The sequence below is a fragment of the Streptococcus sp. CCUG 71758 genome (assembly GCF_011714815.1).
GTDB classification, from domain to species: Bacteria; Bacillota; Bacilli; order Lactobacillales; family Streptococcaceae; genus Streptococcus; species Streptococcus halitosis.
In genome coordinates this window covers 24,612-49,621 of record NZ_RXXO01000001.1, presented here as the reverse complement: position 1 = coordinate 49,621, position 25,010 = coordinate 24,612, and the positions used below count along the sequence as shown (strand labels likewise).

Here is a 25,010-nt window from a genome sequence, read left to right as displayed (position 1 = left end):
TCCTTCTACCTTTAAAATAGTATAGCCTTCTTCACAGCGAAAAAGGAGTTTTTACTACAAAGTTAATCTGCTATCTCCCCTTTTTCATGATGTATTTTCGTATAGGTACTTCAACCATTTGAACGATTTCAAATCCTTCTTTTTGGTAAAGATTGTAAGCTGTTTGATTTGCCTCGTAGACATTTAGAGAAATAGTGTCTATGTCTTCATTTTCAAAGGCCAAACTAACAAATTTCCTTAAAGCCTGGCTACCTAAGCCCTGCCCCTGTTTCTGGGGGTTGATAAAAAATCTCCCGATATGAAGATTCCTGTCTTCTAGCCTGATTTTCTGGATAAGCCCCACAAACTCTTGTCCATCAAAGATAGAAAAGATTCCTTCCAAATCTTGCAAGGCTTGAATTGTTAAGGGGAAAGGAATCTTTGGTCCCATTCATTGTTCTTGAAAGGATTTGCCAAGGGAGTTGGACCATTGGCATACGTGCTGAGCATTTTCTGTGCTCATATTTTCTTCAAAACGAATTGTCATCTTGACCTCACCATCTTATCTATGTTTCTCCATTATACTACTTCTCCTATTTTTTACGAATAGATAAGTATGATTGATCTTTATTTTTTTCTTGTAGGGAGCATTCTCGCTTCCTTTCTGGGTTTGGTCATTGACCGTTTTCCTGAGCAATCCATTATCCGACCGGCTAGTCACTGCGATTCCTGTCAGACTCGCTTGCGTCCGTTAGATTTGATTCCTATCCTCTCTCAGCTCTTCAATCGCTTTCGCTGTCGCTATTGTAAGGCTCACTATCCTGTCTGGTATGCCCTTTTTGAATTGGGCTTGGGTGCCCTCTTTCTGGCTTGGTCATGGGGCTTCCTTTCCTTGGGCCAAGTCATTCTAATAACTGCTGGCTTGACCTTGGGAATCTATGACTTTCGCCATCAGGAGTATCCCTTACTGGTCTGGATGACTTTCCACCTAATCCTCATGGCCTGCTCTGGTTGGAATCTGATTATGTTCTTTTTCCTTGCCCTTGGAATCATGGCCCATTTTATCGATATCCGCATGGGAGCAGGGGATTTTCTATTTCTGGCTTCTTGTGCTCTCGTCTTTAGTCCGACCGAATTACTCATCTTGATTCAGTTCGCTTCTGCGACGGGCATTCTGGCCTTTCTACTGCAAAAGAAAAAGGAAAGACTTCCTTTCGTGCCTTTCCTCTTACTTGCTGCTTGTGTGATTATTTTTGGTAAGCTACTGCTTGTTTGATAAAGTCCTCAATCGGCTCTCCTTGGTGGAGAGCTTTTACAATTTTTGAACCGACGATAACGCCATCTGATACCGCATTGAAGCGTTCTACATCAGCCTGGCTAGACACACCAAAACCTGTCAAGACTGGGATGTCAGCTACTTGATGCAATTGCGCCAAGTGCTTGTCCAAGTCTGCACGGTAATTTCCTGATTTCCCTGTCACCCCATTGACAGCAACGGCATAGACGAATCCTTCAGCTCCCTTGATCAACTCTTTTTGGCGCTCAAGTCCTGTGGTCAAACTAACTAGGGGAATCAAGGCAATGTCTGTATCTGCCAAAAAGGGCTCTACAAAGTTGGCATGCTCATGAGGCAGGTCTGGAATAATCAAGCCCTTGACCGCTGTATCTGCCAAATCTTTAACAAAGTTCTCAACACCGTACTGAAAGAGGGGGTTAAAGTAGGTCATGATGACAAGTGGAATTTCTGTCTGAATGGTTTTCAAAGTTTCAACCAAAGCCTGGGTAGAAGTCCCATGAGCTAGACTACGCAAGCCTGCTTCTTCGATCACAGGTCCATCTGCAACAGGGTCTGAAAAGGGAATACCCACTTCAATAGCTGAAACACCCAAATCTTCTAAAAAGTGGATTGTTTCAGCAAGACCATCCAAACCTTTCTCATGGTCTCCAGCCATGATATAGGGAACAAAAATTCCTTTTCCAGCTGCTTTGATAGCGTTCAATTTTTCTGTTAAAGTCTTAGGCATGGGCTTCTCCCTTCTTTGCTGCATCTACTTCCAAGCGGTCTTTGACTTGAACTACATCCTTGTCCCCACGACCGGATAGGCAGACAATCATTGACTTGTCTGGACCAAGTTCTTTGGCCAATTTCACTGCAAAAGCGATAGCATGGCTAGATTCCAAGGCTGGGATAATCCCTTCCACACGAGACAAGAGTTGAAATCCTTCCAAGGCTTCCTCATCTGTCACAGGAACATAGCTGGCACGTTTGATATCGTGGTAGTGAGAATGTTCTGGACCGATACCAGGATAGTCCAAACCGGCTGAGATAGAGAAAGCTTCAAGAATTTGACCATGAGCATCTTGAAGCACATCCATAAGAGAACCGTGGAGGACACCCGGACGACCCTTGGTCAAAGTCGCTGCGTGGTGCTCTGTATCCACACCTAGTCCTGCCGCTTCAGCCCCATACATGGCTACTGACTCATCTTCTACAAATGGATGGAAGAGACCAATAGCATTAGAACCACCACCAACACAGGCTACCAGGGCATCTGGCAAATCTTGACCTGTCAAGTCACGGTACTGTTGTTTGGCTTCTCGACCAATGACACTTTGGAAATCACGAACGATTTCTGGGAATGGATGAGGTCCCAAGGCAGAACCAAGGATATAGTGGGTATCGTCGATATTAGCCACCCATGAACGAAGGGCTGCATTGACCGCATCCTTGAGCACGCGCGAACCATCTGTCACGGCCTCGACCTTGGCTCCCAAAAGCTCCATGCGGAAGACATTAAGGGCTTGGCGCTTGACATCTTCCTCACCCATGTAGATGGTACATTCCATGTTAAAGAGGGCCGCAGCTGTTGCAGTTGCCACACCGTGCTGACCAGCGCCTGTTTCAGCGATAATTTTCTTTTTACCCATGCGTTTAGCAAGCAAAACTTGTCCCAAGGCATTGTTAATCTTGTGGGCACCTGTATGATTGAGATCTTCCCGTTTGAGGTAAATCTTGGCTCCGCCGATATGCTGGGTCAAGTTTTTTGCATAGTAAAGGGGAGTTTCACGCCCTACATACTGGCGCAAAAGTTGGGTCAATTCCTCTTGGAAACTGGGATCTTCCTGACTTTCAAGGTAGGCTTTTTCCAACTCCAAAACTGCTGTCATCAATGTTTCTGGGACAAAACGTCCGCCGAATTTTCCGTAAAATCCATCTTTATTTGGTTCTTGATATGCCATTCTTTGCCCTCTCTATAAATCTTCTAATCTTTTCATGATCTTTTTGTCCATCTGTCTCCACTCCGCTAGATACATCTACTGCATAGGGAGTAAAGTGTTGAATTGCTTTTACTACATTATCTTCATTAAGCCCACCTGCGATAAAGATGGGCTGAACTAGTCCTGTCGTATTCAGTTGACCCCAGTCAAAGGTCTGGCCACTCCCAGCAACAGGGGCATCAAAGAGTAGATAATCTGCCTGAGAATTGGGCACATGTCCATTTCCATCCACTTGCACAGCCTGAATGCTGGCACAAGGTAAATCCTCAAACAAATCATCCCCTACCTGACCATGAACTTGAATCAAGTCCAAGCCAACTTTTTCAATCGCTTCTAACAGTTGAGCTCGACTTGGTAAAACAAATACACCAACCTTTTTAACGTTGACAGGAATGAGCTTTGCCAGCTCAGTAGCCTCTTCCAAGGTCACCTGTCTTTTACTAGGGGCGAAGACAAAACCGATGTAATCCACCCCTGCTGAAACGGCTGTTTCCACCGCTTCTTTGGTCGATAGTCCACAAATCTTAACCTTTGTCAATCTGCAACTCCTTGATTCTCTGGGCTACATCTTCTGCCTGCATGAGAGCTGTTCCCACCAAAACTCCGTTAAAGTATGGTGCTACACGTTCCGCATCCTGCCTTGTGAAAATAGCAGATTCAGATATGTACAAGCAATCATCTTTGAAGTGTTTAGCCAAGTCTACACTGGTCTGCAAGTCGACTTCAAAGGTGGTCAAATTGCGGTTATTAACCCCAATAATCTCAGCACCAAGTCTGTGGGCTACTTCTAGTTCAGCTAGATTGTGAGTTTCCACCAAGACTTCCAGACCAAGCTCTGTCGCGTAGTCATACAGTTCCTTGAGGCGTTCTTCTGACAAGGCCGCGACGATGAGCAAGATAACTGTCGCGCCGGCATTGCGAGCACGGATGATTTGCTTTTCATCGATGATAAAGTCCTTGTTGAGCGTTGGAATGTTTACCTGACTGGAGATCTCACGTAAATAATCCAAATGCCCTTTAAAGAAAACTTCATCTGTCAAAACCGAAATCATCACTGCGCCATTCGCTTCATAAGTCTGGGCCTGTTGCACAATATCCACATCTAGATTGATATCTCCCAGACTAGGGCTAGCCTTCTTGACCTCAGCGATTACCTGCAAACGGTCCCGGTGATTCTTCAAAAATTCTGCTAAGCGATAGGTCTGGCGCAAAGGCTGGATTTGCTCCAGCTCCATTTGCTCGGCCTCACTCGCCTTCTGCTCTAAAATTCGTGCTAAAAATTCCTGACTCATTTTTGGTACTCCTGTAACAGTCTGAGTTTTTCAAAGGCCTTGCCACTAGCAATCACTTGACGAGCCAAGGCAACTCCTTCCTTGATACTATCTACCTTACCATTGGCATAGAAACCAAGACCAGCATTTAAAACTGTCGTTTCCAAGAATGGACTTGGTTGGTTTTGAAGAACGCTGAGCAAAATTTCTGCATTTTCCTGAGCATTCCCTCCACGAATATCTTCGATAGCGTAGCCTTCCATCCCCAAATCCTCTGGAGTGAAGCTTGACAAGGTGATTTCGCCATTTTCAAGAAGAGCAATCTTGGTTGTTCCGTTCAAGCCAGCTTCATCCAGCCCTTCTGGTCCAGCAACCACGATGGCACGTTTACGACCCATATTTTTCAAAACCTGAGCTGTACTTTCTAGCAGTTCTGGACGACTAATTCCAAGAAGCTGTGTTTCCAAGGCCATTGGGTGAATCAGTGGACCAGTCAAGTTCATAATCGTTGGAATTCCTAGTTCCAAACGAGCTGGCATGATGTATTTCATAGCTGGGTGCATATTTTTAGCAAAGAGAAAGACGATGCCAGTTTTATCAAAAACCTTACCTAGTTCAGCTGGTTTGAGGTCAAGATTGATTCCCAAGGCTTGAAGGACATCTGCCGAACCTGATTTAGAAGAAATCGAACGGTTACCGTGCTTAGCCATATGAATGCCGCCACCAGCCAATACAAAGGCTGCAGTTGTCGAAATGTTAAAGCTGAAGGACTTGTCTCCACCTGTACCGCAGTTGTCCATGGCATCATGAATTTCAGTTGGAATGTGTTGGGCATGGCCTCTCATGACTTGTGCAATGGCTGTGCGTTCTTCCGGTGTTTCCCCCTTCATCTTAAGGGCCAAAAGGAGAGAAGCAATCTGCGCTTCGGTTACACGCCCAGTTACGATACGCTCAATGACATCCGTCATTTCCACACCTGATAAATTTTCAAATTTTGCTAGTTTTTCAATAATCTCTTTCATCCTAGTTTCCTCACTTTACAACCTTCTCGATAAAATTCCGAATAGAAGACAAGCCATCTGGCGTTCCGATACTCTCTGGATGGTACTGGAAGCCATAAATCGGTAGGCTTTTGTGTTGAATTCCCATAATAGCTTGGTCATCAGTTGAACGAGCTGTCACTTCAAAGTCTTCAGGCATTTCTTCAATCAAAATACTGTGATAACGCATGACTGGACGACCATCCTCAATGCCTTGATAGAGAACAGATGGCGCTTCAAAGTTGATATGGCTCTGTTTCCCATGCATGACTTTTGGAGCCAAGCCTAGCTTCCCACCAAAGACTTCTGCGATAGCTTGATGACCCAAACAAATCCCTAGAATCGGTTTCTTGCCTGCAAAGTCACGAATCATGTCTTCCATCTTTCCAGCATCAACTGGCCAACCAGGACCGGGAGAAAAAACCAGACCATCTGCTTTTTCAGCTTCTTCATACAGCTTGGGATCATCATTTCTCAAGACCTGCACTTCTGCAAAATTCCCAATGTACTGCGCCAAGTTATAGGTAAAAGAATCATAGTTGTCAATCAATAAAATCATGGTCTTAGTTCTCCAATTCTAGTCATAGATTTAGCCTTGTTAATGGTTTCTTGGTATTCATTTTGGGCGATAGAATCATAGACAATCCCTGCCCCAGCCTGCACATAGGCTGTTTGATTTTTGAGAATCATGGTTCGGATGGCGATAGCGAAATCCATATCACCCGTCGCAGACAAGTAGCCGATTGCTCCTGCGTATACGCCTCGTTTTTCCGTCTCCAGTTCATAGATACGTCTCATGGCCCGAATCTTTGGTGCTCCTGAAACTGTTCCAGCTGGAAGTGTAGCTTTCAAAGCATCCATGGCAGTGAGGTCTGGAAGCAAACGTCCCTTGACCACGCTGGTCAAATGCATGACATAGCGGAAGAGCTCCACTTCCATATACTTGGTGACTTGAACACTTGCCGTTTCAGAGATGCGACCAATATCATTACGTCCCAAGTCTACTAACATTCGATGTTCTGCTGTTTCCTTCTCATCAGACAGGAGGTCTGTCGCCAAGGCCTTGTCCTCTTCATCCGTAGCTCCTCTTGGCCGTGTACCGGCAATCGGATTAGTTGTCACGATGCCATTTTTGACTGAAACTAAACTTTCTGGACTGGCACCGATGATTTGATAATCCCCAAAATCATAGAAATAGAGGTAATTAGAAGGATTGGTCACTCGAAGATTCCTATAGAAATCAAATGGATTTCCAGTAACTTCTGCTGAGAAACGCTGGCTGAGTACGCATTGGAACATATCACCATTACGAATCAAGTCGCGAGCTGTTTCCACCATTTCCTCAAACTTCTGAGGAGCGATATGCGGTTTGAAGTTCAGCGGAGATAGATCCAAATCTTCAAATTCATTTGGAGCAGGAATGCGTAATTCCTCAAGCACTTGGTTCAAGGATTCTTGCAAATCTTCTTGACTACGCTCGCTGTAAAGAGCATCCTCGATGACATGAATTTTTTCCTTCTTATGGTCAAAGACCATATAACTCTCATAGACAAAGAAATGCATGTCTGGCGTCCCAATGGTATCCTCAGGGATTTGACCGATTTCTTCATAGAGCGAAATCATATCGTAACCAACAAAGCCAATGGCTCCCCCACCAAAAGGTAGGTCTGAGTCTGAATGGTGCTGGCTCTTATGAGTCACTTCATAAAGGAAATCCAAGGGATCCCGATCAATCACTTGACCATTTTGATAGAGGACTCCATTTTCAAACTGAATCTCAAAAACTGGATTATAGGCTAGGATAGAAAAACGAGCGGTTTCCTTGTCTCTCGGAATACTCTCTAGGATAACCTTGTGTTGCCCTTTTAAGTGCATATAAGCCAAGATTGGTGATAAGACATCTCCATAAATGATTCGTTCCATTGTAATTTCCCTTTCAGTTTCTTATTTTTAATTTTTTGTCTTTTTTCTATTTCCCTTAAATAGTGCGTACGGGAGCAACTTTCTCCGAAATTTCATCCCTAATTTTCGAGCCTTAGGTCTCAAAAATTCCGTTCTAGATAAGCATCTTTGCTTCTCTAGAATACCACTATGGCGGGAAATAGCGGTTCAATGCTCACTTCGTTCGCAAATATTTTATAGAAATCTACCTATTGATGAAGCATAATTTAAAACTGAATAGCCACACCTATAATACATATATAAAAATCCCCACGCAAAATAACTTGCGTGAGGACGAAATTCGCGGTGCCACCTCAATTATAGGATTTCTCCTATCTCTCATTCCTGTCTCAGAACCTTCCTGTAACAGGCTGTGCGATAAAGGGCACTCCCTTGAGAATTATGTTTTCTTCTCTCGTTTCAGATGGACCCAACCTTACAGCTTTCTCTGCTTGTTTCCAGCAACCACAAGCTCTCTGTGAGAGAAAAGACTGTAATTTTTCCATCTCTTATTTTTTAGCTTCTAGGTAGTCTGCAATCGCAGCTACGTCCTTGTCTCCACGACCAGAGACATTGATGATGATAATCTCATCTTTACTTAGTTTCGGTGCACGTTTTACCGCTTCTGCGATCGCGTGCGAACTTTCGATCGCTGGGATAATCCCTTCAGTCTTGCTGAGAAGGAGCAAGGCTTGAACAGCTTCTTCATCTGTCGCTGCTACGTATTCCACGCGACCTGAATCTTTAAAGTAGGCGTGTTCTGGGCCAACCCCTGGATAGTCCAAACCAGCTGAGATAGAGTAAACTGGCGCTAGCTCTCCATCTTCCTTAAAGACTGCATAAGTCTTCATACCGTCGACAATTCCGACACTACCTTTTGTCATAGTGGCTGCGTGCTTGTCTGTGTCAAGTCCGTGACCGGCAGCTTCGACCCCAACCAATTTGACTTCTTCATCAGCCACATACTGTGAAAAAGCACCGATGGCATTGGAACCACCACCTACACAGGCAATGACGTAGTCTGGTAAACGGCCTTCTTTTTCTAAGATTTGACGACGAGATTCTTCACTGATGACCTTTTGGAATTCATGAACAATTGTAGGATAAGGATGAGGTCCTACAGCAGATCCCAAAACGTAGAAGGCTTCAAGGTCATTCATCCATGCTCCAAAGGCTGCATCAACCGCATCCTTAAGAGTTCGTGTCCCCGTTTCAACTGCGTGAACAGTCGCTCCCATCATCTCCATACGGAAGACATTGAGTCGTTGACGCTCCACATCTTCTGCCCCCATGTAGACATCACAGGCCATACCAAACTTAGCTGCAGCTGCTGCTGTCGCAACACCGTGCTGACCAGCTCCTGTTTCTGCGATCACTCGTTTTTTGCCCATACGTTTGGCAAGAAGAATTTGTCCTAAAACATTGTTGAGCTTGTGAGAACCAAGGTGATTAAGGTCTTCGCGCTTGAGATAAATCTTAGCTCCACCTAGGTGGTCTGTTAAACTTTCCGCAAAATAGAGCGGTGTTTCGCGACCTGAATAATCCTTCAAGTAATGGCGAAATTCTGCCAAAAATTCTGGATCATCCTTGTATTTGTCAAATGTCACTTCCAACTCATCCAACAAAGCCTGAATCGGCTCCGGTACAAAACTACCACCAAATTGTCCAAAATAACCTTTAGTTGTCATAAAATTTTTCCTCTTTCCATATTAATCCGGCCGTTTTGTTTGCTTTTAGTAGTAGGCAAGGAGCTGCAGATAGAACTCAAGTTCATCAAAGCGACTTAACGCCCTAATAAAAGATAAACAAAATGACCGAAAGAAAAAAGCCCACACACAGAATCTACTTCCATGTGAGGGCGTTGGTAACGCGGTGCCACCTCAATTGTAAAGGGACTATCCCCCTTTACATCTCTGCCTTGTCTAACAACAAGTTGCACTATAAGGTGTGCGCACCGAATTTTCATTGTTTCAAATTCATTTTTAAAATCAGCCCACTTTCACTACTTCCAACCACCTGTTCACAATCACCACAGGCTCCCTGAAGATCAAACATAGTTACTTTTCTGATTTATTGAGAATATTATATGTTATTGTTCTATCTTTGTCAAGATTTTTTTATGATTTTTTTCCTGAACCGAGTATTTCTTCGGAAATTCTCACCAAAGTCTGAACGATATAATCAACCTCATCATCACTTAATTTTGTATGAAGAGGGAGCGTAATTTCATTTTCAAAGAAGGCATAGGCTCTTGGATAATCTGCCATATCAAAGCCAAGATTCTTATAAGCTGTCAAGAGAGGAAGCGGTTTGTAGTGTACATTACTTGCAATTCCTGCTTTGGCCAATTCTTGGATAATACGATTACGCTCTTCTAGACTAGCACCTTCTACATGGGTGATGTAGAGGTGACGACAAGATTCGACAGTATCAGTCTTGTGTGCCAGTGGGTGAATACGAGTACCCGCAAAGCCACGATTATAGCGATCCACGATGTCCTTACGACGTTGTAGCAAACCAGGGTAACGATCCAATTGTACCAAACCTATCGAAGCCATGATATCCGTCATGTTGCACTTATAGGCTGGTGTTACGATATCGTACTCCCATGAACCCAATTGCATCTTAGCAAGAGCATCCTTAGTCTGACCATGAAGGGAAAGGATTTGGAATTCCTTGTACATTTCTTCGTCGTCAATCGCTGGATTGGCCTTCCAAGTCGCACTTCCTCCCTCAGCCGTTGTAAAGTTTTTAACGGCATGGAATGAGAAGGAAGTAAAGTCAGCGATAGAGCCCGCAGGGTGTCCTTTATAAGTTGATCCCAAAGCATGGGCACTATCAGAGACAAGCACAATACGGTTAAAGACCTTTTGCCACTTACTTGAAGCAGTAAAGAGATCGCGTTTCTTCTCCACAATTTGGAACAAACGGTCATAGTTGCAAACAATCCCTGCAAGGTCTACTGGGATGATCACCTTAGTTTTCTCAGTGATGGCTTGCTCAAGAAGGTCATAGTCCATCTCAAACGTATCTGCTTGGATATCCACCATGACGGGTGTTGCTCCTACGTGTGTGATGACACTACATGAAGCTGTGTAAGTCATAGCTGGAACGATGACTTCATCACCAGGTCCCACTTCCAACACACGTAAAATCAACTCAAGAGCGGCGGTTGCAGAGTTGAGGCAGACAGTCTTAGGGGTCTGTGTGTATTGGGACAAGCGACGCTCCAGTTCTTTTGTCTTAGGACCTGTTGTGATCCAACCAGAACGTAGGGTATCTGCTACTTCAGCAATTTCAGCTTCGGTAATATCGGGTGGTGAAAATGGAATATTGTAATTTGGCATTGATTTGCTCCTTTTATCTGTACTCATTTTCTCATGACTACTTTATTTTAGCACTTCAAACACGGTTTGAAACATGATTTTAATGTCTCCAAGGAAACTAAACTCTCGGAGATAGGCGAGATTATAGCGCATCTTTTCAGGAAGAACATGCTCTACATAAGCCTGGTCAACTGACAGACCTTTCTCCGTCATTTGACTGATGATAGTATCCTCATCCTTGTAGTTGATGCTGGCTGGAGAGGTGATTCCTGCTGGCAAGAGCAAGGTCGCCATCATTTCAGGGCTATACTGCTCGGTGTAACGTGGCACCTCAGGTCTTGTTCCAACAAAGGACATCTCACCTTTAAGGACATTGACCAACTGAGGCAGTTCGTCCAAGCGCACACGGCGGATGAAATTTCCAACCTTGGTAATGCGACTATCGTTAGCAGAAGTCACCAGGCTTCCTTTTTTATCCGCATCCGTTACCATAGTACGGAACTTCCAAATCTTGAACGGACGGTTGTACTGAGTCACGCGCTCTTGCTTGTAAATGACAGGTCCCTTGCTATCCAACTTGATCCAAATGCTCAAGATAAGAAAGATGGGAGAAGTCAAAACTAGCAAAAACAGGGCCAGAACCCAGTCCAGGCAACGCTTGAAAATCAGCGAACCCTTCCTTTTAGAGACAAGCTGGTAGTAGGACTCAACCTCGCTTGATTGCATTTCCACGGGCAAGTCTTCCCATTTCAGCATGCTGTTTCTCCTTTGTTTTTATTATACTATTTGTCAACATTTTTCATTATACCACAAAATGGAAAAGGCGGTGCAAGAAATCTGTAATTTAAAGGATTTCCTTCTGATGTTCAATGAAAATCAAAGTACAGCTTTGAGGTTGCAGATAAATCTGACATGGTTTGAAGAGATTTTCAAAGAGTATTAGGACATGGCCCCTGCCTGCAAACTATACATCTTGTGATAGGTTCCTCCCAAGGCCAAGAGTTCCTCATGGGTTCCACTCTCAATGATGCGTCCCTTGTCCAAAACATAAATGCAGTTGGCGTCCTGGATGGTCGAAAGACGATGAGCGATGGCAATGGTTGTCCGCCCCTGTCTCATCTTAGCTAGGGAATCTTGAACCAAACTTTCTGTTTCAGAGTCAATATTGGCTGTCGCTTCATCCAAAATCAAGATTTTAGGCTGACTAGCAACTGTTCTAGCAAAGGCAAGAAGCTGACGCTGGCCAGTAGAAAAGCTCGAACCACGCTCAGAAACGGGGGCATCATAGCCCTGCGGAAGGTCCTGAATAAAGGAATCTGCATCAACAAAGGCAGCCGCAGCCTGGACCTCTTCATCACTAATGTCTTGATACATGGCAATATTGGACTTGATGGTTCCATGATAGAGGAAGGGATCCTGTAAGACTAGACCGATGTTCTTTCTCAGCTCTTCCTGACTGTAGTTCCTGATATCCACATCATCCAAGAGAACGCGGCCTGACTGAAATTCATAAAAGCGCATGAGGACATTGATAATGGAAGATTTCCCGGAACCTGTATGACCTACAAAGGCAATGGTTTCGCCCTTCTTAACTGAAAAGGAAATATCATCCAGAATCGGATGTTTGCCATCATATGAGAAACACACATGTTCAAAACGGATATTGCCTTCTTGAACTTTGGCTTTCCCATCTTCTTGAAGAGGCTCATAGGTTGTCTCATCAATCAAAGCAAAGACACGGCCTGCAGACACCATGGAAGTTTGAAGGGTTGAAAAGTTTTGCGTCACCTCAATCAAGGGATCAAAAAGACGATTGATATACTGGATAAAGGCATACATAGTTCCGGCCGTTATCCCGATAGAAAGACCACGATAGCCAAAGTAGGCCATCAAAACGGCATATCCTAGGAGTTTCAGCAAACTCATGGCAGGGCGCAAGAAGAGGGCATCCAAGGCTACAGAACGGTTGGCGTAGACCAAGTGTTCTTGGTTGATCTCATCAAATTCTGCCTGCAGACGCTTCTCTTGATTAAAGGCCTGGATAATCCTAATTCCCTCGATATTCTCTGCCAGCTTACTATTGATATCCGACAAGAGACTTCTGGTTTTTTCGATGATTTTGACTGATTTTTTCCGATAGAGATTGACCAAAAGGAAAATCAAGGGGAGAAAGAGCAAGACTAAAGCTGTCAAACGAAAATCCAGCACCAACATGGTATACAGAGTTGTCAGAAAGATGAAAACTGCTGAAATAAAGCTGGATAAAATTCCCGAAAACATATCACTGATGGTCTCGGTATCATTTGTCAAACGAGAAACGATGGAGCCTGCTGGCGTCTTATCAAAATAAGACATGCCCAGTTTCTCCATATTGGCAAAGGCATCCCGACGAATATCTCTGACAATACTGTAGGACACCCGCGCAAAGAGAAGATTGCCAACATACTGGACCAGAGTTTGCAGGATATAGAGGCCATAGTAGGCTAATAAAACTGTAATAGCAAACTGATTGAGATTGCTGAGGTACTGGTCGATAAAGTGGGAAGCCACAAGGGGAATGACACTTTTAATGACCGTAGTCGCAAGGAGAAAACTGAGTGCCAAAAAGGTCAGGAGGCCATAGGGCTTGAGATAGGACATCAAGCGCGTCAATACAGCCCATTGTTCTTGCTTATTCTGCATCTTCTTCTCCTTTCATTTCCAACTGCTGAGACTGGTAGGTTTGGGCATACCAGCCATCCAGGGCAAGCAGTTCTTCGTGCGTACCTCGTTCGATAATCTGTCCATTTTGCAGAACTAAAATCAAATCTGCATGGACAACCGCACTGAGACGATGTGCTGTAATAATGGTTGTCTTATCCTTCCGCGTCTCCTTGAGATTGTCGATGATCGCATACTCTGTCTTGGCATCCACGGCTGACAAGGAATCATCTAGAATTAAGATATCAGGATCTAAAATCATAGCCCGACTCATAGCCAGACGTTGCTTTTGCCCACCTGAGAGACTGACTCCCTTTTCACCGATCAGCGTATCAAATCCCTGAGGCATGTCCACAATATCTTGGTAAACTTGAGCTAGCTTTGTCGCTTCCTCGACCACCGAAAGGGACAAATTAGGATTGCCGAAGCGGATATTGTCTAAGATAGAGGTCGCAAAGAGGAACTGGTCCTGAGGAACATAGCCCATGAGACTGCGAAGGTCTGTCAGACGATAATCCCGAATATCATGACTGTTTAGGTAAATGGCTCCCTTATCCACATCGTATTCACGCAAGAGGAGCTTAATCAAGGATGTTTTCCCAGAGCCTGTCTGTCCGACCAAGCCAAGAGTTTCCCCTTTTTCCAAACTAAAGTGAATATCCGTCAGTGTTTTCTCATTTTCAAAGGCAAAACTATCAATATCGTACTCCAAGCGTCCATTTTCAATACCGTCCAGAGGACATTCAGGATCTTTTACAGGTGATTCCTGAGATAAAAGTTCCTCAATCCGTTGGTAAGAAACCTTGCCTCGCTGAGTGATATTAAAGAGGAAACCAATGGCCATAAGAGGCCAGACCAGCATATCCAAGTAGCTGATAAAGGTGACCAGATTCCCAACCGTAATCTGTCCCTCCTGAACCATCAAGGAACCGACCAAAAGGGTTAAAACATAGGATGAACCAACAAACAAGAGAACCATAGGGTCAAAGAGACTATCGTATTTCATGGTTTGGAGGTTCTTTTGGAAGGTCAATTCATTTACTGCCTGAAAGGACTTCAACTCGTCCGCCTGATAACCGAAAGATTTGGTCACTTTGATACCCGATACAGACTCCTGCACCTTGTTATTGAGTTCGGAAAATGCCGCCTGTGACTCGCCAAAGGCCTTGTGGGTCTTTCTCCCTAGACGACTGGTCGCATAGGCCATGAAAGGCAAGGGAAGAATGGCAACCAGAGTCATCTGCCAAGAAATGCTAAAAAGCATGGTCAGCAAAGTCACCAGCGCCGTGATGGAAGCATCCACTGCTGACATGACTCCTCCACCTGCGAGACGAGTTAGGGCATTGATATCATTGGTGGCGTGTGCCATCAGGTCTCCCGTTCGATAGGTCTGATAAAAGGCTGGCGACATTTTTGTGAAATGCTCAAACAATCGAGAGCGCATAATCTGCCCCAGACGGTAGGAAGTTCCAAGGATATACATGCGCCAAACATATCGCAGATAGTACATCCCAAAGGCTGCCAGCAGCAGATAAAATAGATTAAGAAGGAGGTCCTGATGGGTTAATTGCCCCGATGTAATGGCATCAATCACCCGCCCCATAACCATGGGAGGAATGAGATTGAGGACGGAAACCAAGACCAAGGCCATAATCCCGACTAGATAACGGCGTTTTTCTAACCTGAAAAACCACCAAAGTTTTTGAATAATGGACATAAAATCCCTTTCTGATTGCAAATGGAAACCTGAGGCCAAGACTCAATGAAAATCAAAGAGCAAACTAGGAAACTAGCCGCAAGCTGCTCAAAGCACTGCTTTGAGGTTGTAGATAGAACTGACGAAGTCAGTAACCTACATACGGCAAGGCGACGTTGACGCAGTTTGAATTTGATTTTTGAAGAGTACAAGACCCCAGGTTTTTCTTATTCATAAGTTACGACTGAGACGACACCCTTGTCATACTCAGCGATAAAGATATTGGCCACATTGTCATACCCTTGTTTACTGAGGTTATCAAGCAGCCATTCTTCGCTCCGACCAATGGACTCCAAAATTTCTACTTGGACGACGCCATCTGTGACAACAGGATACTTGGGATTCTCGTCTCCCATTTGGACTACGATGAGTTGGCCATTTTGCTCCTGCACAGCGCGTTTGACTTGTTTCATTTGGAAAATTCCCTGGCTACGAAGCTTAAGAGCTACATCCGCTGCTGATAAACCAACCGAACGGCAGGCTTCTGGATCAATCTTCCCATTTTTGATGAGCAGGGTTGGCTTCCCATCAATCAAACGTTTCACAAAGTAAACATTATTGTTGAGCCATTTGAGAGTCAAGACCAGAATGGTCCACATAATCAGGATAACTGCATACTGAAGGATACTGATGGCGCTATTGTAAATCACCCCGCCGATAATCCCCCCAAGTACATAGTTCTGAATTTGGTCTATTGCTGAGTTAGGCGCTAGGTTGCCCTTTCCTGTCACATTAATCACGAAAACCAGAGAAAAGAGTCCCAAGGCTAGTTTGATTAAAATTTCGATATAATTGAGTGTCATTTGTTCACCTCCACCAGTTCAATTGCATCTGTTTTATACAATTCGACTTTCTCTAAGAGATACTTGTCTGGCTCACTTCCGTTTAGGGCACGATAATAGCGATCTCCCACCTTGAGGAGTGCTCCATCCGTGTCTGCAGAAGTATTGACATAAACTTCCGACTTGTCAACTCCCAAATCTTTGGAAACAAGCTCGATGAAATGAAGTGAAGCTTGAAATTTATTGTTAGAAACTTGATTGTTTTGATAAGTCGTGATGCTGACCAAAAGGAGAGCTAATAAGGTTAAGGCTGAAATCATGACCAACTCACGAAATTTGGTCCCCTTTTTATCATGATAAGCCTTGAAAGCTAAAAATCCTGTCACAGCTAATAGAACAATCCCAAAGCCAACCATGATACCATTTTGCTGACCGATTTGGCTGAGTACATAGTCATAAGAGTAGAATTCCATCTATTTTCACTCCCCTTCATAAAATCATTCTTAATTATAAATGAAAGAGGGTGATTTTTCAAACCATACGTTGGGGAAATACGTCTTTTTTTGGTATAATATAGTCTGTAATCTGAATGAAAAAGGTAACTTTATGAAACTCATCTCATGGAATATCGATTCCCTCAATGCAGCCCTAACGAGCGACTCAGCTCGCGCCAAACTGTCACAGGAAGTCCTACAAACCTTGGTAGCCGAAAATGCTGATATTATCGCTATCCAGGAAACCAAGCTTTCTGCCAAAGGGCCTACAAAAAAACACTTGGAAATTTTAGAAGAACTCTTCCCAGGTTATGAAAACACTTGGCGTTCCTCTCAAGAACCTGCTCGCAAAGGCTACGCTGGAACCATGTTCCTTTATAAGAAAGAACTCACACCAACGATTAGCTTCCCAGAAATCGGTGCTCCTTCTACCATGGATTTGGAAGGCCGCATCATTACCTTGGAATTTGATACATTTTTCGTGACCCAAGTATACACACCAAACGCTGGTGATGGTTTGAAACGCTTGGAAGAGCGTCAAGTCTGGGATGTCAAATATGCTGAGTATTTGGCTCAACTAGACAAAGAAAAACCAGTCCTTGCGACCGGAGACTACAACGTAGCCCACAAGGAAATCGACCTTGCAAATCCTGCCAGCAACCGCCGTTCGCCTGGATTTACAGACGAGGAACGTGCTGGTTTTACCAACCTTTTGGCAACTGGATTTACTGACACTTTCCGCCATATTCACGGCGATGTCCCAGAGCGTTATACTTGGTGGGCCCAACGTAGCAAGACTTCTAAAATCAACAATACAGGCTGGAGAATCGACTACTGGCTCACTAGCAACCGCGTGGCTGACAAGGTGACCAAGTCTGACATGATTGACTCGGGTGCGCGTCAAGACCATACGCCGATTGTATTGGAAATTGAACTCTAAGGAGAAAGCTAATGGACTATCAAGCTGTCATTCCTGAATTTGTAGTATCTGACCTCGAAAAGTCACGCCACTTCTACTGCGACTTGCTGGGATTTTCTGTCGAATACGAGCGTCCAGAGGAGAAATTTCTCTTCCTCTCGCTTGAAGACTGCCAACTTATGCTAGAAGAAGGCAGCACAGAAGAATTAGCCCAACTAACCTATCCTTTCGGGCGCGGTGTCAACCTATCCTTTGGTATAAAGGATGTCCCACAACTTTATCAAAAAGTAATAGAGTCCAACTATCCTATTTATCGTCCTTTGACTAAGAGAACATTTCGTGTTGGGGATCACTACATCTATCCTCACGAATTTGCAGTCTTGGATCCTGATGGTTATTTTATAAGATTCAGCGAGTAAAAAAATAGAGACTGGAAAAATCTTTCAAATCAGAAAAAGGCATATTGTTAGGTCTTGAAAAATCCTGATAATGTGCCTTTTATGATGGAAAATTCTTCTAATACTCTTCGAAAATCTCTTCAAACCACGTCAGCTTCCATCTGCAACCTCAAAACAGTGTTTTGAGCAACCTGCGGTTAGCTTCCTAGTTTGCTCTTTGATTTTCATTGGGTATAAATGTTAGCTTACAATTGAGCTTTTGCTCTTTTTTCTTCAATTTGTTCGTTTTTTATATCTAAACATTAACAAAATATTTGATTTATAAAGCTAATTGGTGTAAAATAAAAACATTGGCAGTAGCCTGTTTAAAATTGAATATCATTTTACTTGTTTATGTCGTGAATTGGCACGACGTTTCTACAAGGTGCCGGAACACCTAACAATGAGTATGTCAGCTGAAGGTATGGTGTTGGCCATACCTATTTTGGGGACTTACTTAGGGGATTAAGTAGGTTCTTTTTTAGTATTTTGCTAAAGCTAGCCTTCAAGGTAAAATTTAATATTTTTAATATTTCCCTTAATTAGTGCGGACGGGAGGTGAAATTACCCTGTGAGTAATTTCAGGAATCCAGGGAATTTCATCCCTAATTTTTGAGCCCCTAGCTCTTTCATTTCTAGGCTTAGGCTAAAATAGTTCCCCGAACTATTTTACTCTCAAAAATCCCGTCATAGACAATAACAAGATTATTGTCTATGATACCACTACGGCGGGAAATATTTGATAAAACTCGCTTCGCTCGTACTAGTTTTATCAAATATATAGTACTAGCAAACTGGTTCACTATAGAAACAGTTAACCAACAAGTAAACTGGCTTTTAGACTTTAGGAGGTCTTATGAAATTATTAGAAGAGCGCATCCTCGAGGATGGGCATATCTTGGGTGACAACATCCTCAAGGTAGATTCCTTTTTAACCCACCAAGTTGACTTTAGCTTGATGCGAGAGATTGGTAAGGTATTTGCGGACAAATTCGCTTCTGCTGGCATTACCAAGGTCGTAACCATTGAAGCTTCAGGCATTGCCCCAGCCATTTTTACTGCCGAAGCCTTAGATGTCCCCATGATTTTCGCCAAGAAAGCTAAAAACATCACCATGAACGAAGGTATCTTAACTGCCCAAGTCTACTCCTTTACCAAGCAGGTGACCAGCACCGTTTCCATCGCTGGAAAATTCCTTTCACCAGAGGACAAGGTCTTGATTATTGACGATTTCCTTGCTAATGGCCAAGCTGCCAAAGGCTTGATCCACATCATCGAACAAGCTGGAGCAAAAGTCGAAGCTATCGGAATTGTTATCGAAAAATCCTTCCAAGATGGTCGTGATTTGCTTGAAAAAGCAGGCTATCCAGTCCTATCACTGGCCCGTTTGGATCGTTTTGAAAATGGTCAGGTCGTATTTAAGGAGGCAGATCTCTAATGCAAAAACAAGAAAAACATTCACAAGCAGCCGTTCTTGGCTTGCAGCACTTACTAGCCATGTATTCAGGTTCTATCCTGGTTCCCATCATGATTGCGACAGCTCTTGGCTATTCAGCTGAGCAGTTGACCTACCTAATCTCCACAGATATCTTCATGTGTGGGGTGGCCACCTTCCTTCAACTCCAACTCAACAAATACTTTGGTATTGGACTACCAGTCGTTCTCGGAGTTGCCTTCCAATCCGTCGCTCCTTTAATTATGATTGGACAAAGTCACGGTAGCGGAGCTATGTTTGGTGCCCTTATCGTTTCAGGGATTTATGTGGTTCTGATTTCAGGCATTTTCTCAAAAGTTGCCAATCTCTTCCCATCTATCGTAACAGGCTCTGTCATTACCACGATTGGATTGACCCTGATTCCTGTCGCTATTGGAAATATGGGAAATAACGTCCCAGAGCCAACTGGTCAAAGTCTTTTGCTTGCAGCCATCACTGTTCTAATTATCCTCTTGATCAACATCTTTACCAAAGGATTTATCAAGTCTATCTCCATTTTGATTGGTCTGGTTGTTGGAACTGCCATTGCTGCTACCATGGGCTTGGTTGACTTCTCACCTGTTGCGGCAGCACCGCTTGTCCATGTCCCAACTCCCCTCTACTTTGGTATCCCAACCTTTGAAATCTCTTCTATTGTCATGATGTGTATCATCGCAACGGTGTCTATGGTTGAGTCGACTGGTGTTTACCTAGCCTTGTCTGATATCACGAAAGACCCAATCGACAGCACGCGCCTGCGCAACGGTTATCGTGCAGAAGGTTTAGCCGTACTTCTCGGAGGAATCTTTAACACCTTCCCTTACACAGGATTTTCACAAAACGTTGGGTTGGTTAAATTGTCAGGTATCAAGACTCGTCTGCCAATCTATTATGCAGCTGGTTTCCTAGTCCTCCTTGGACTCCTACCTAAGTTTGGCGCCCTTGCCCAAATCATTCCGAGCCCTGTTCTTGGAGGGGCCATGCTGGTGATGTTTGGCTTTGTTTCCCTTCAAGGGATGCAAATCCTCGCCCGCGTTGATTTTGCTAACAATGAACATAACTTCCTTATCGCAGCTGTCTCCATCGCTGCAGGTGTCGGACTCAATAACAGTAATCTCTTTGTCAGCATGCCGACAGCCTTCCAAATGTTCTTCTCAAACGGAATCGTCGTAGCCAGCCTACTTGCCATTGTACTCAATGCCGTATTAAATCGGAAAAAGAAATAAGAAAAAGAGGCTCACACCTCTTTTTTGTTTCTCTATATCCTTACCTGTCTTTTTTCAGACCGCTGGCCTGTGACAAACATGGTAAAGGTTGCTTTGCAGACATTTCTGCCTTCTTGATTGGTGATATCGACATCTACCACACAGGTTGTGCGTCCATGATGGACACATTCTCCTTTAATGGTCAGTACATCATCTAGTTTTCCTGCCTTGAGGTAGTTGATAGAGGACTGAAGCGTCACTCCATCTAGCCCCAGCGAGATAACCACCAAACCACTAATCTGATCACAAAGTGTAAAGAGATAACCTCCATGGGCATTGCCATAGTAGTTGAGCGACGAGTCCACTATTTTCGTCGTCACCACAACGTGACCATCTCTCATTTGTTCAATTTCGTAATTTTCAAAGGCAGATATAGCGTCAAAATGAAAATCTTTCATCGTTTCCTCCTGATATTTCAAACGACCCTATGATACTACTTTTTATAGGACTATGCAAGGAGAAAGCTCCTAGTCTGGCAAAATTCCGACCTGTTCTACAAAGCGCATAAAGGCTGCCTGTCCTTGTTTCGTCTGCTTGTAAACCCCCGCGTCCTCCAGAACACGTGCAAAGATGTCACCCACAGAGTCCTTGACGATTTCAAGGGCTTTTTCTTTATCTGCTAGGTCCAGATGTTGGGCTTTGAGCTGGTCTGCCCATTCCTGATGATAGTCGGCAACTGTAACCCCTTCTCCCACGAGGTAGCTGGCAACTTGCTCCACTTCTGCCTTCAAACGAGGTGGAAGAATAGCCAAGCCCATGACCTCAATCAAGCCGATATTTTCCTTCTTGATATGTTGGACATCCTTGTGGGGATGATAGATGCCATCAGGATGCTCTGCTGAAGTTTGATTGTCCCGTAAAACCAAGTCCAACTCAAACTGTCCATCGAGTTTACGCGCAATGGGTGTGATGGTGTGATGCGGTGTCCCATCTGTTTCTGCTAAAATCTGCACTTCAGGATCTGAATATTGACGCCATTCCTGTAAAATCTTATCAGCCAAGTTGATCAAATCCTCTTTAGAATCCGAGTTCAAACGTAGCACTGACATTGGCCACTTGACAATCCCAGCCTTGACCTGCTCAAATCCAGCAAATCGGAAAGGCTTTTGCAAGGGAGCCAATTCCATAGGAAATACGTGACGGCCTCCTTGATAGTGATCATGAGTGAGAATGGAACCTCCCACAATCGGCAGGTCCGCATTAGAGCCTGCAAAATAGCCTGGAAACTGCTCTACGATAGCCAGAAGGCGCTCAAAGCTATGACGACTAATCGCCATGGGACGATGCTTCCCATCTAAGAAAATACAGTGCTCATTAAAATAAGCATAGGGCGAATACTGGAAACCCCACTCCTGACCCGCCATTTCAAAACGGATAATCCGGTGATTACTACGAGCTGGATGGTTAACCCGACCATGGTAGCCTTCGTTCTCTAGACAAAGTTGACACTGGGGATAATTGCTAGCTTGCACCAACTTGGCCGCAGCTATTTCTTTTGGATCCTTTTCAGGCTTAGAGAGGTTGATGGTAATCTCAAGTTCTCCGTAGTCAGATGGAACACGATAAGCAATATTCTTAGCAATGGCCTTGAGTTTGATGTAGTCATTTTTCTGGCTAAGTTGGTAGAAGTCCGCAATTGCCTGTTCGGGAGATTGGGCATAGGTTGCCCAGAAGTCACGATTGACCTGACTTGGACAAGGTGTTACCAAGTCCATTAGTTCAGCACCGAGGATTTCACGCGCAGCCTGGCTATCCTCAATCGTCTCTAATCGAACCGCTTCCTCAACCAACTGGTCTTTGAGGTCAATCACTTTATCCAGATCCGTCTCAATTTCCAAAACACTTTCTCCCACTCGTGCCAAGACACGATTGGTCAGGTAGATTCTATCCATTTCCTCAAATGAACTTTCAGCAATAACGTGTGTTACAAATTTATCTACTAAGGTCACGATAGAGCCTCCTTTTGACTAGTCAAGGACGCGAGTGCCACCTGCAACTTCAGCAATATAGAAGCTTGGAGCGTATCCAACTACTTCCTCGTAGTGTTTGCCTACAGCTTCTTTAAATGCCTCAACAGTATCTTTTTGCACCAAGGCAATGGCACAGCCACCAAAACCTGCTCCTGTCATACGAGCACCGAGAACACCTTCTTGATCCCAAGCTGTGTGGACAAGGGTATCCAATTCCAAGCCAGTTACTTCATAATCATGCTCAAGAGAAACGTGTGACGCATTCATCAAGCGACCAAATGTTTCCAAATCACCTGCTTGAAGGGCAGCTTGAGCTTTAAGGGTACGTTGGTTTTCAAGCACAGCATGACGAGCACGTTTCAAACGATTTTCGTCTTTGATCAGATAGCTGTATTGGTCAAAGGCCCACTCGTCCAATTCACCCAAGGTCTGAATATCCAAGGCGACTTGCAATTCTTCCACTGCTTTTTCACACTCAGCACGGCGCTCATTATATTTAGAATCCGCCAATTCACGGCGTTTATTGGTATTCATAATAACAACGACATTGTCCTTCAAATCAAGTGGCACCAAGTCGTACTCCAAGGTGTTGGTATCTAGATAAATAGCGCGTTGGTCAGCTCCCATACCGATAGCAAACTGGTCCATGATACCAGAGTTGACTCCGATAAAGTTGTTTTCTGTTTGTTTTCCGATTTTAACCAAATCCAAACGGTCTAGTTTTAAATCAAAGAGATGCTCTGCCACGACCCCTGTCAAGAGTTCCAAGGATGCTGATGAAGACAAGCCAGCACCATTTGGGATATTCCCATAAACATAAAAATCAAAACCTTTGTCAATGACGTGCCCAGCTTCTTGCAAGAAATGGAGAACCCCTTTTGGATAGTTGGTCCAGTTGTGCTCTTTTTCAAACTTGAGGTCAGCAAGAGGCACTTCGATGATACCTTTGTCCTCAAAGTTGGCTGAATAGAAACGCAAGACTTGGTCGTCACGCTTGCGAGCCGCCCCATAAGTTCCCAAGGAAATAGCTGCTGGGAAAACATGTCCACCATTGTAGTCCGTGTGTTCACCAATCAAATTGATACGGCCTGGTGAAAAGAAGGTTTGGTCTGCTTCTTGACCAAAAACGGCAAGAAAGTCTTTGCGAAGGGCTTCAGCAGTAAGATGTTGTGTCATATGAATTCTCCTTTGACTGTCCGTTAAGTCACCTTAACGTGTAATCGTTTTCTTCTATTGTATCCAAGGATTTTACCAAGGTCAATCCTTTTTACTAAAGTTTTACTAAAAAATCGGTAAAAAGAATAAAAATATGATATACTAACCTAAAAGAAGGAGGATTTATGGCTACCTTAAAAGACATTGCACAGCTAGCCTCTGTCTCTATCGCGACCGTATCCCGTGTCCTCAATCGCGACCAGAGTCTATCTGTCACAGAAGAAACCAGACACCGTATTTTAACCGTCGCTGAAGAGCTGGGCTATACCAAGCACCTCAAGACAGGCGAATCCCACAAACCCAAGCAAAAGATTGCCATTATCCAATGGGTCAGCGAACAAGGGGAGCTTGATGATCTTTACTATTATCAGATTCGTCTCGGTATTGAAAAAAGGGCCCAAGAGTTGGACTATGATATCTTGCGCTATTTTAATGACCATCCTTTTACACTGAGCGAGGAAGTAATCGGGATACTCTGTATTGGAAAGTTCAGTCGATCACAGATTTCTGCCTTTGAAGAATACCAAAAGCCCCTGGTCTTTATAGACAGTGATACACTTTCATTGAGACATACCTGTATTATCACTGACTTTTACACTGCTGTAAAACAAGTTGTAGACTATTTCCTCAGTCAGGGACTGGATCGGATTGGCATTCTAACAGGTCTTGAGGAAACAACCGACCAGGAAGAAATCATCCAGGATAAGCGACTTGAAAATTTCAAAGACTATACCCAAGCAAAGGGAATCTACAATGAAGAACTGGTCTTTCAGGGAAGCTTTACCGCCCAGTCTGGCTATGACTTGATGAAAGAGGCCATTCACAAGCTAGGAGAACAACTCCCACCAGCATTTTTCGCAGCCAGCGATAGTTTAGCCATCGGTGCCCTTCGTGCCCTTCAAGAAGCTGGAATCAGCCTACCAGACCGCGTCAGCCTCATTTCTTTTAATGACACTAGCCTGACCAAGCAGGTCTATCCTCCCCTATCTAGCATCACAGTCTATACCGAGGAAATGGGCCGAGCAGGTATGGAAATTCTTAACAAGGAAGTTCTCCACGGTCGCAAAATCCCTAGCCTGACCATGCTGGGAACTAGACTGACTTTGAGGGAAAGTACAAGGAATGAATAGGATAACAAAACGACCTCTAGCGAGGTCGTTTT

At 44.1% G+C, this 25,010-nt stretch carries 23 protein-coding genes, 1 pseudogene, 1 riboswitch and 2 other annotated features; of the genes and pseudogenes, 6 read left to right on the top strand and 18 right to left on the bottom strand.

Annotated features, from left to right (window positions below; all coding sequences use genetic code 11):
- Positions 1-70 precede the first annotated feature (70 nt).
- Positions 71-526: pseudogene (locus tag EKB01_RS00335) on the bottom strand (GNAT family N-acetyltransferase).
- Positions 527-595: 69 nt separating this feature from the next.
- Here EKB01_RS00335 and EKB01_RS00330 point away from each other — a divergent pair.
- The gene (locus tag EKB01_RS00330) at positions 596-1,255 is read left to right on the top strand and encodes an A24 family peptidase (RefSeq protein ID WP_057489308.1); all 660 of its coding nucleotides are present in this window, start codon (positions 596-598) and stop codon (positions 1,253-1,255) included.
- On the opposite strand, the gene trpA is transcribed toward EKB01_RS00330, so the two are convergent.
- From trpA to EKB01_RS00260, 14 genes are all read right to left on the bottom strand, one after another.
- Positions 1,227-2,003 carry a tryptophan synthase subunit alpha gene (gene trpA / locus EKB01_RS00325; protein ID WP_001127003.1) on the bottom strand — a complete coding sequence of 259 codons (777 nt, stop codon included), beginning with the start codon at positions 2,001-2,003 and terminating at the stop codon, positions 1,227-1,229. The two genes, EKB01_RS00330 and trpA, sit on opposite strands and share 29 nt — an antisense overlap.
- Entirely contained in the window at positions 1,996-3,219 is a 1,224-nt protein-coding gene (trpB, locus tag EKB01_RS00320) for a tryptophan synthase subunit beta (protein WP_000331254.1), read from the bottom strand. The genes trpA and trpB (EKB01_RS00320) overlap by 8 nt, the downstream gene beginning before the upstream one ends.
- Positions 3,197-3,796, bottom strand: a complete 600-nt coding sequence (locus EKB01_RS00315) for a phosphoribosylanthranilate isomerase (protein ID WP_000169925.1) — start codon at positions 3,794-3,796, stop codon at positions 3,197-3,199. The genes trpB (EKB01_RS00320) and EKB01_RS00315 overlap by 23 nt, the downstream gene beginning before the upstream one ends.
- Positions 3,783-4,550, bottom strand: coding sequence for an indole-3-glycerol phosphate synthase TrpC (gene trpC, locus EKB01_RS00310; protein WP_000076563.1), 768 nt, complete (start codon positions 4,548-4,550; stop codon positions 3,783-3,785). Before trpC ends, EKB01_RS00315 begins: the two co-directional genes overlap by 14 nt.
- Entirely contained in the window at positions 4,547-5,551 is a 1,005-nt protein-coding gene (trpD, locus tag EKB01_RS00305) for an anthranilate phosphoribosyltransferase (protein ID WP_167265221.1), read from the bottom strand. The genes trpC and trpD overlap by 4 nt, the downstream gene beginning before the upstream one ends.
- A gap of 10 nt (positions 5,552-5,561) precedes the next feature.
- Complete coding sequence (locus EKB01_RS00300) at positions 5,562-6,128, bottom strand: aminodeoxychorismate/anthranilate synthase component II (protein ID WP_000601894.1); 567 nt, start codon at positions 6,126-6,128, stop codon at positions 5,562-5,564.
- A complete protein-coding gene (gene trpE / locus EKB01_RS00295; RefSeq protein WP_167265220.1) occupies positions 6,125-7,492 on the bottom strand; it encodes an anthranilate synthase component I in 1,368 nt (455 codons plus the stop codon). The genes EKB01_RS00300 and trpE overlap by 4 nt, the downstream gene beginning before the upstream one ends.
- 305 nt (positions 7,493-7,797) lie before the next feature.
- Positions 7,798-8,029, bottom strand: a binding site (T-box leader).
- Positions 8,020-9,198, bottom strand: coding sequence for a tryptophan synthase subunit beta (gene trpB, locus EKB01_RS00290; RefSeq protein ID WP_045592556.1), 1,179 nt, complete (start codon positions 9,196-9,198; stop codon positions 8,020-8,022). It overlaps the preceding feature by 10 nt.
- A gap of 163 nt (positions 9,199-9,361) precedes the next feature.
- Positions 9,362-9,593: a binding site (T-box leader), on the bottom strand.
- A 34-nt stretch (positions 9,594-9,627) separates the two neighbouring features.
- Positions 9,628-10,857, bottom strand: a complete 1,230-nt coding sequence (locus EKB01_RS00285) for a DegT/DnrJ/EryC1/StrS aminotransferase family protein (protein WP_009730496.1) — start codon at positions 10,855-10,857, stop codon at positions 9,628-9,630.
- 42 nt (positions 10,858-10,899) lie between these two features.
- The gene (locus EKB01_RS00280) at positions 10,900-11,592 is read right to left on the bottom strand and encodes a sugar transferase (protein ID WP_000922225.1); all 693 of its coding nucleotides are present in this window, start codon (positions 11,590-11,592) and stop codon (positions 10,900-10,902) included.
- A gap of 183 nt (positions 11,593-11,775) precedes the next feature.
- A complete protein-coding gene (locus EKB01_RS00275) occupies positions 11,776-13,518 on the bottom strand; it encodes an ABC transporter ATP-binding protein (RefSeq protein WP_167265218.1) in 1,743 nt (580 codons plus the stop codon).
- Positions 13,508-15,253 carry an ABC transporter transmembrane domain-containing protein gene (locus EKB01_RS00270; RefSeq protein WP_167265216.1) on the bottom strand — a complete coding sequence of 582 codons (1,746 nt, stop codon included), beginning with the start codon at positions 15,251-15,253 and terminating at the stop codon, positions 13,508-13,510. The genes EKB01_RS00275 and EKB01_RS00270 overlap by 11 nt, the downstream gene beginning before the upstream one ends.
- 206 nt (positions 15,254-15,459) lie before the next feature.
- Positions 15,460-16,095, bottom strand: coding sequence for a DUF421 domain-containing protein (locus EKB01_RS00265; RefSeq protein WP_096406186.1), 636 nt, complete (start codon positions 16,093-16,095; stop codon positions 15,460-15,462).
- Positions 16,092-16,547: a DUF3290 family protein gene (locus EKB01_RS00260; RefSeq protein WP_167265214.1), complete on the bottom strand. Its 456-nt coding sequence runs from the start codon at positions 16,545-16,547 to the stop codon at positions 16,092-16,094. Before EKB01_RS00260 ends, EKB01_RS00265 begins: the two co-directional genes overlap by 4 nt.
- A gap of 133 nt (positions 16,548-16,680) precedes the next feature.
- Between EKB01_RS00260 and EKB01_RS00255 the strand changes: the two genes are divergently transcribed.
- The 4 genes from EKB01_RS00255 to EKB01_RS00240 all read left to right on the top strand — a co-directional run bounded on the left by EKB01_RS00255 (position 16,681) and on the right by EKB01_RS00240 (position 20,624).
- Complete coding sequence (locus tag EKB01_RS00255; RefSeq protein ID WP_125328204.1) at positions 16,681-17,508, top strand: exodeoxyribonuclease III; 828 nt, start codon at positions 16,681-16,683, stop codon at positions 17,506-17,508.
- 11 nt (positions 17,509-17,519) lie between these two features.
- A complete protein-coding gene (locus tag EKB01_RS00250) occupies positions 17,520-17,906 on the top strand; it encodes a VOC family protein (protein WP_167265212.1) in 387 nt (128 codons plus the stop codon).
- Between the two features lie 346 nt (positions 17,907-18,252).
- A riboswitch (purine riboswitch) is annotated at positions 18,253-18,348 on the top strand.
- A gap of 432 nt (positions 18,349-18,780) precedes the next feature.
- On the top strand, positions 18,781-19,362 hold the full coding sequence (locus tag EKB01_RS00245) for a xanthine phosphoribosyltransferase (RefSeq protein ID WP_167265210.1): 582 nt from the start codon (positions 18,781-18,783) through the stop codon (positions 19,360-19,362).
- Entirely contained in the window at positions 19,362-20,624 is a 1,263-nt protein-coding gene (locus EKB01_RS00240) for a nucleobase:cation symporter-2 family protein (RefSeq protein ID WP_167265208.1), read from the top strand. The genes EKB01_RS00245 and EKB01_RS00240 overlap by 1 nt, the downstream gene beginning before the upstream one ends.
- A gap of 32 nt (positions 20,625-20,656) precedes the next feature.
- Here the strand turns inward: EKB01_RS00240 and EKB01_RS00235 are convergent, their stop codons facing one another.
- From EKB01_RS00235 to EKB01_RS00225, 3 genes are all read right to left on the bottom strand, one after another.
- On the bottom strand, positions 20,657-21,061 hold the full coding sequence (locus EKB01_RS00235; RefSeq protein WP_049538104.1) for a PaaI family thioesterase: 405 nt from the start codon (positions 21,059-21,061) through the stop codon (positions 20,657-20,659).
- Between the two features lie 69 nt (positions 21,062-21,130).
- Positions 21,131-22,612 (bottom strand): UDP-glucose--hexose-1-phosphate uridylyltransferase, encoded by a 1,482-nt coding sequence (locus EKB01_RS00230; RefSeq protein ID WP_167265206.1) that lies wholly within the window; start codon positions 22,610-22,612, stop codon positions 21,131-21,133.
- 18 nt (positions 22,613-22,630) lie between these two features.
- Positions 22,631-23,809 carry a galactokinase gene (locus tag EKB01_RS00225; protein ID WP_167265203.1) on the bottom strand — a complete coding sequence of 393 codons (1,179 nt, stop codon included), beginning with the start codon at positions 23,807-23,809 and terminating at the stop codon, positions 22,631-22,633.
- A 164-nt stretch (positions 23,810-23,973) separates the two neighbouring features.
- Between EKB01_RS00225 and galR the strand changes: the two genes are divergently transcribed.
- Entirely contained in the window at positions 23,974-24,978 is a 1,005-nt protein-coding gene (gene galR, locus EKB01_RS00220; RefSeq protein ID WP_167265201.1) for a DNA-binding transcriptional regulator GalR, read from the top strand.
- Positions 24,979-25,010 lie beyond the last annotated feature (32 nt).

Excerpts from the sequence above, each read along its gene's own strand:
- EKB01_RS00270 (WP_167265216.1), bottom strand. The coding sequence starts at position 15,253 with ATGTCCATTATTCAAAAACTTTGGTGGTTTTTCAGGTTAGAAAAACGC.
- EKB01_RS00235 (WP_049538104.1), bottom strand. The coding sequence starts at position 21,061 with ATGAAAGATTTTCATTTTGACGCTATATCTGCCTTTGAAAATTACGAA.
- EKB01_RS00255 (WP_125328204.1), top strand. The coding sequence starts at position 16,681 with ATGAAACTCATCTCATGGAATATCGATTCCCTCAATGCAGCCCTAACG.
- EKB01_RS00275 (WP_167265218.1), bottom strand. The coding sequence starts at position 13,518 with ATGCAGAATAAGCAAGAACAATGGGCTGTATTGACGCGCTTGATGTCC.
- EKB01_RS00225 (WP_167265203.1), bottom strand. The coding sequence starts at position 23,809 with ATGACACAACATCTTACTGCTGAAGCCCTTCGCAAAGACTTTCTTGCC.
- EKB01_RS00250 (WP_167265212.1), top strand. The coding sequence starts at position 17,520 with ATGGACTATCAAGCTGTCATTCCTGAATTTGTAGTATCTGACCTCGAA.
- EKB01_RS00245 (WP_167265210.1), top strand. The coding sequence starts at position 18,781 with ATGAAATTATTAGAAGAGCGCATCCTCGAGGATGGGCATATCTTGGGT.
- trpB (WP_045592556.1), bottom strand. The coding sequence starts at position 9,198 with ATGACAACTAAAGGTTATTTTGGACAATTTGGTGGTAGTTTTGTACCG.
- EKB01_RS00240 (WP_167265208.1), top strand. The coding sequence starts at position 19,362 with ATGCAAAAACAAGAAAAACATTCACAAGCAGCCGTTCTTGGCTTGCAG.
- EKB01_RS00285 (WP_009730496.1), bottom strand. The coding sequence starts at position 10,857 with ATGCCAAATTACAATATTCCATTTTCACCACCCGATATTACCGAAGCT.
- trpD (WP_167265221.1), bottom strand. The coding sequence starts at position 5,551 with ATGAAAGAGATTATTGAAAAACTAGCAAAATTTGAAAATTTATCAGGT.
- EKB01_RS00300 (WP_000601894.1), bottom strand. The coding sequence starts at position 6,128 with ATGATTTTATTGATTGACAACTATGATTCTTTTACCTATAACTTGGCG.
- galR (WP_167265201.1), top strand. The coding sequence starts at position 23,974 with ATGGCTACCTTAAAAGACATTGCACAGCTAGCCTCTGTCTCTATCGCG.
- trpE (WP_167265220.1), bottom strand. The coding sequence starts at position 7,492 with ATGGAACGAATCATTTATGGAGATGTCTTATCACCAATCTTGGCTTAT.
- trpA (WP_001127003.1), bottom strand. The coding sequence starts at position 2,003 with ATGCCTAAGACTTTAACAGAAAAATTGAACGCTATCAAAGCAGCTGGA.
- trpC (WP_000076563.1), bottom strand. The coding sequence starts at position 4,550 with ATGAGTCAGGAATTTTTAGCACGAATTTTAGAGCAGAAGGCGAGTGAG.
- EKB01_RS00280 (WP_000922225.1), bottom strand. The coding sequence starts at position 11,592 with ATGCTGAAATGGGAAGACTTGCCCGTGGAAATGCAATCAAGCGAGGTT.
- EKB01_RS00330 (WP_057489308.1), top strand. The coding sequence starts at position 596 with ATGATTGATCTTTATTTTTTTCTTGTAGGGAGCATTCTCGCTTCCTTT.
- EKB01_RS00260 (WP_167265214.1), bottom strand. The coding sequence starts at position 16,547 with ATGGAATTCTACTCTTATGACTATGTACTCAGCCAAATCGGTCAGCAA.
- trpB (WP_000331254.1), bottom strand. The coding sequence starts at position 3,219 with ATGGCATATCAAGAACCAAATAAAGATGGATTTTACGGAAAATTCGGC.
- EKB01_RS00265 (WP_096406186.1), bottom strand. The coding sequence starts at position 16,095 with ATGACACTCAATTATATCGAAATTTTAATCAAACTAGCCTTGGGACTC.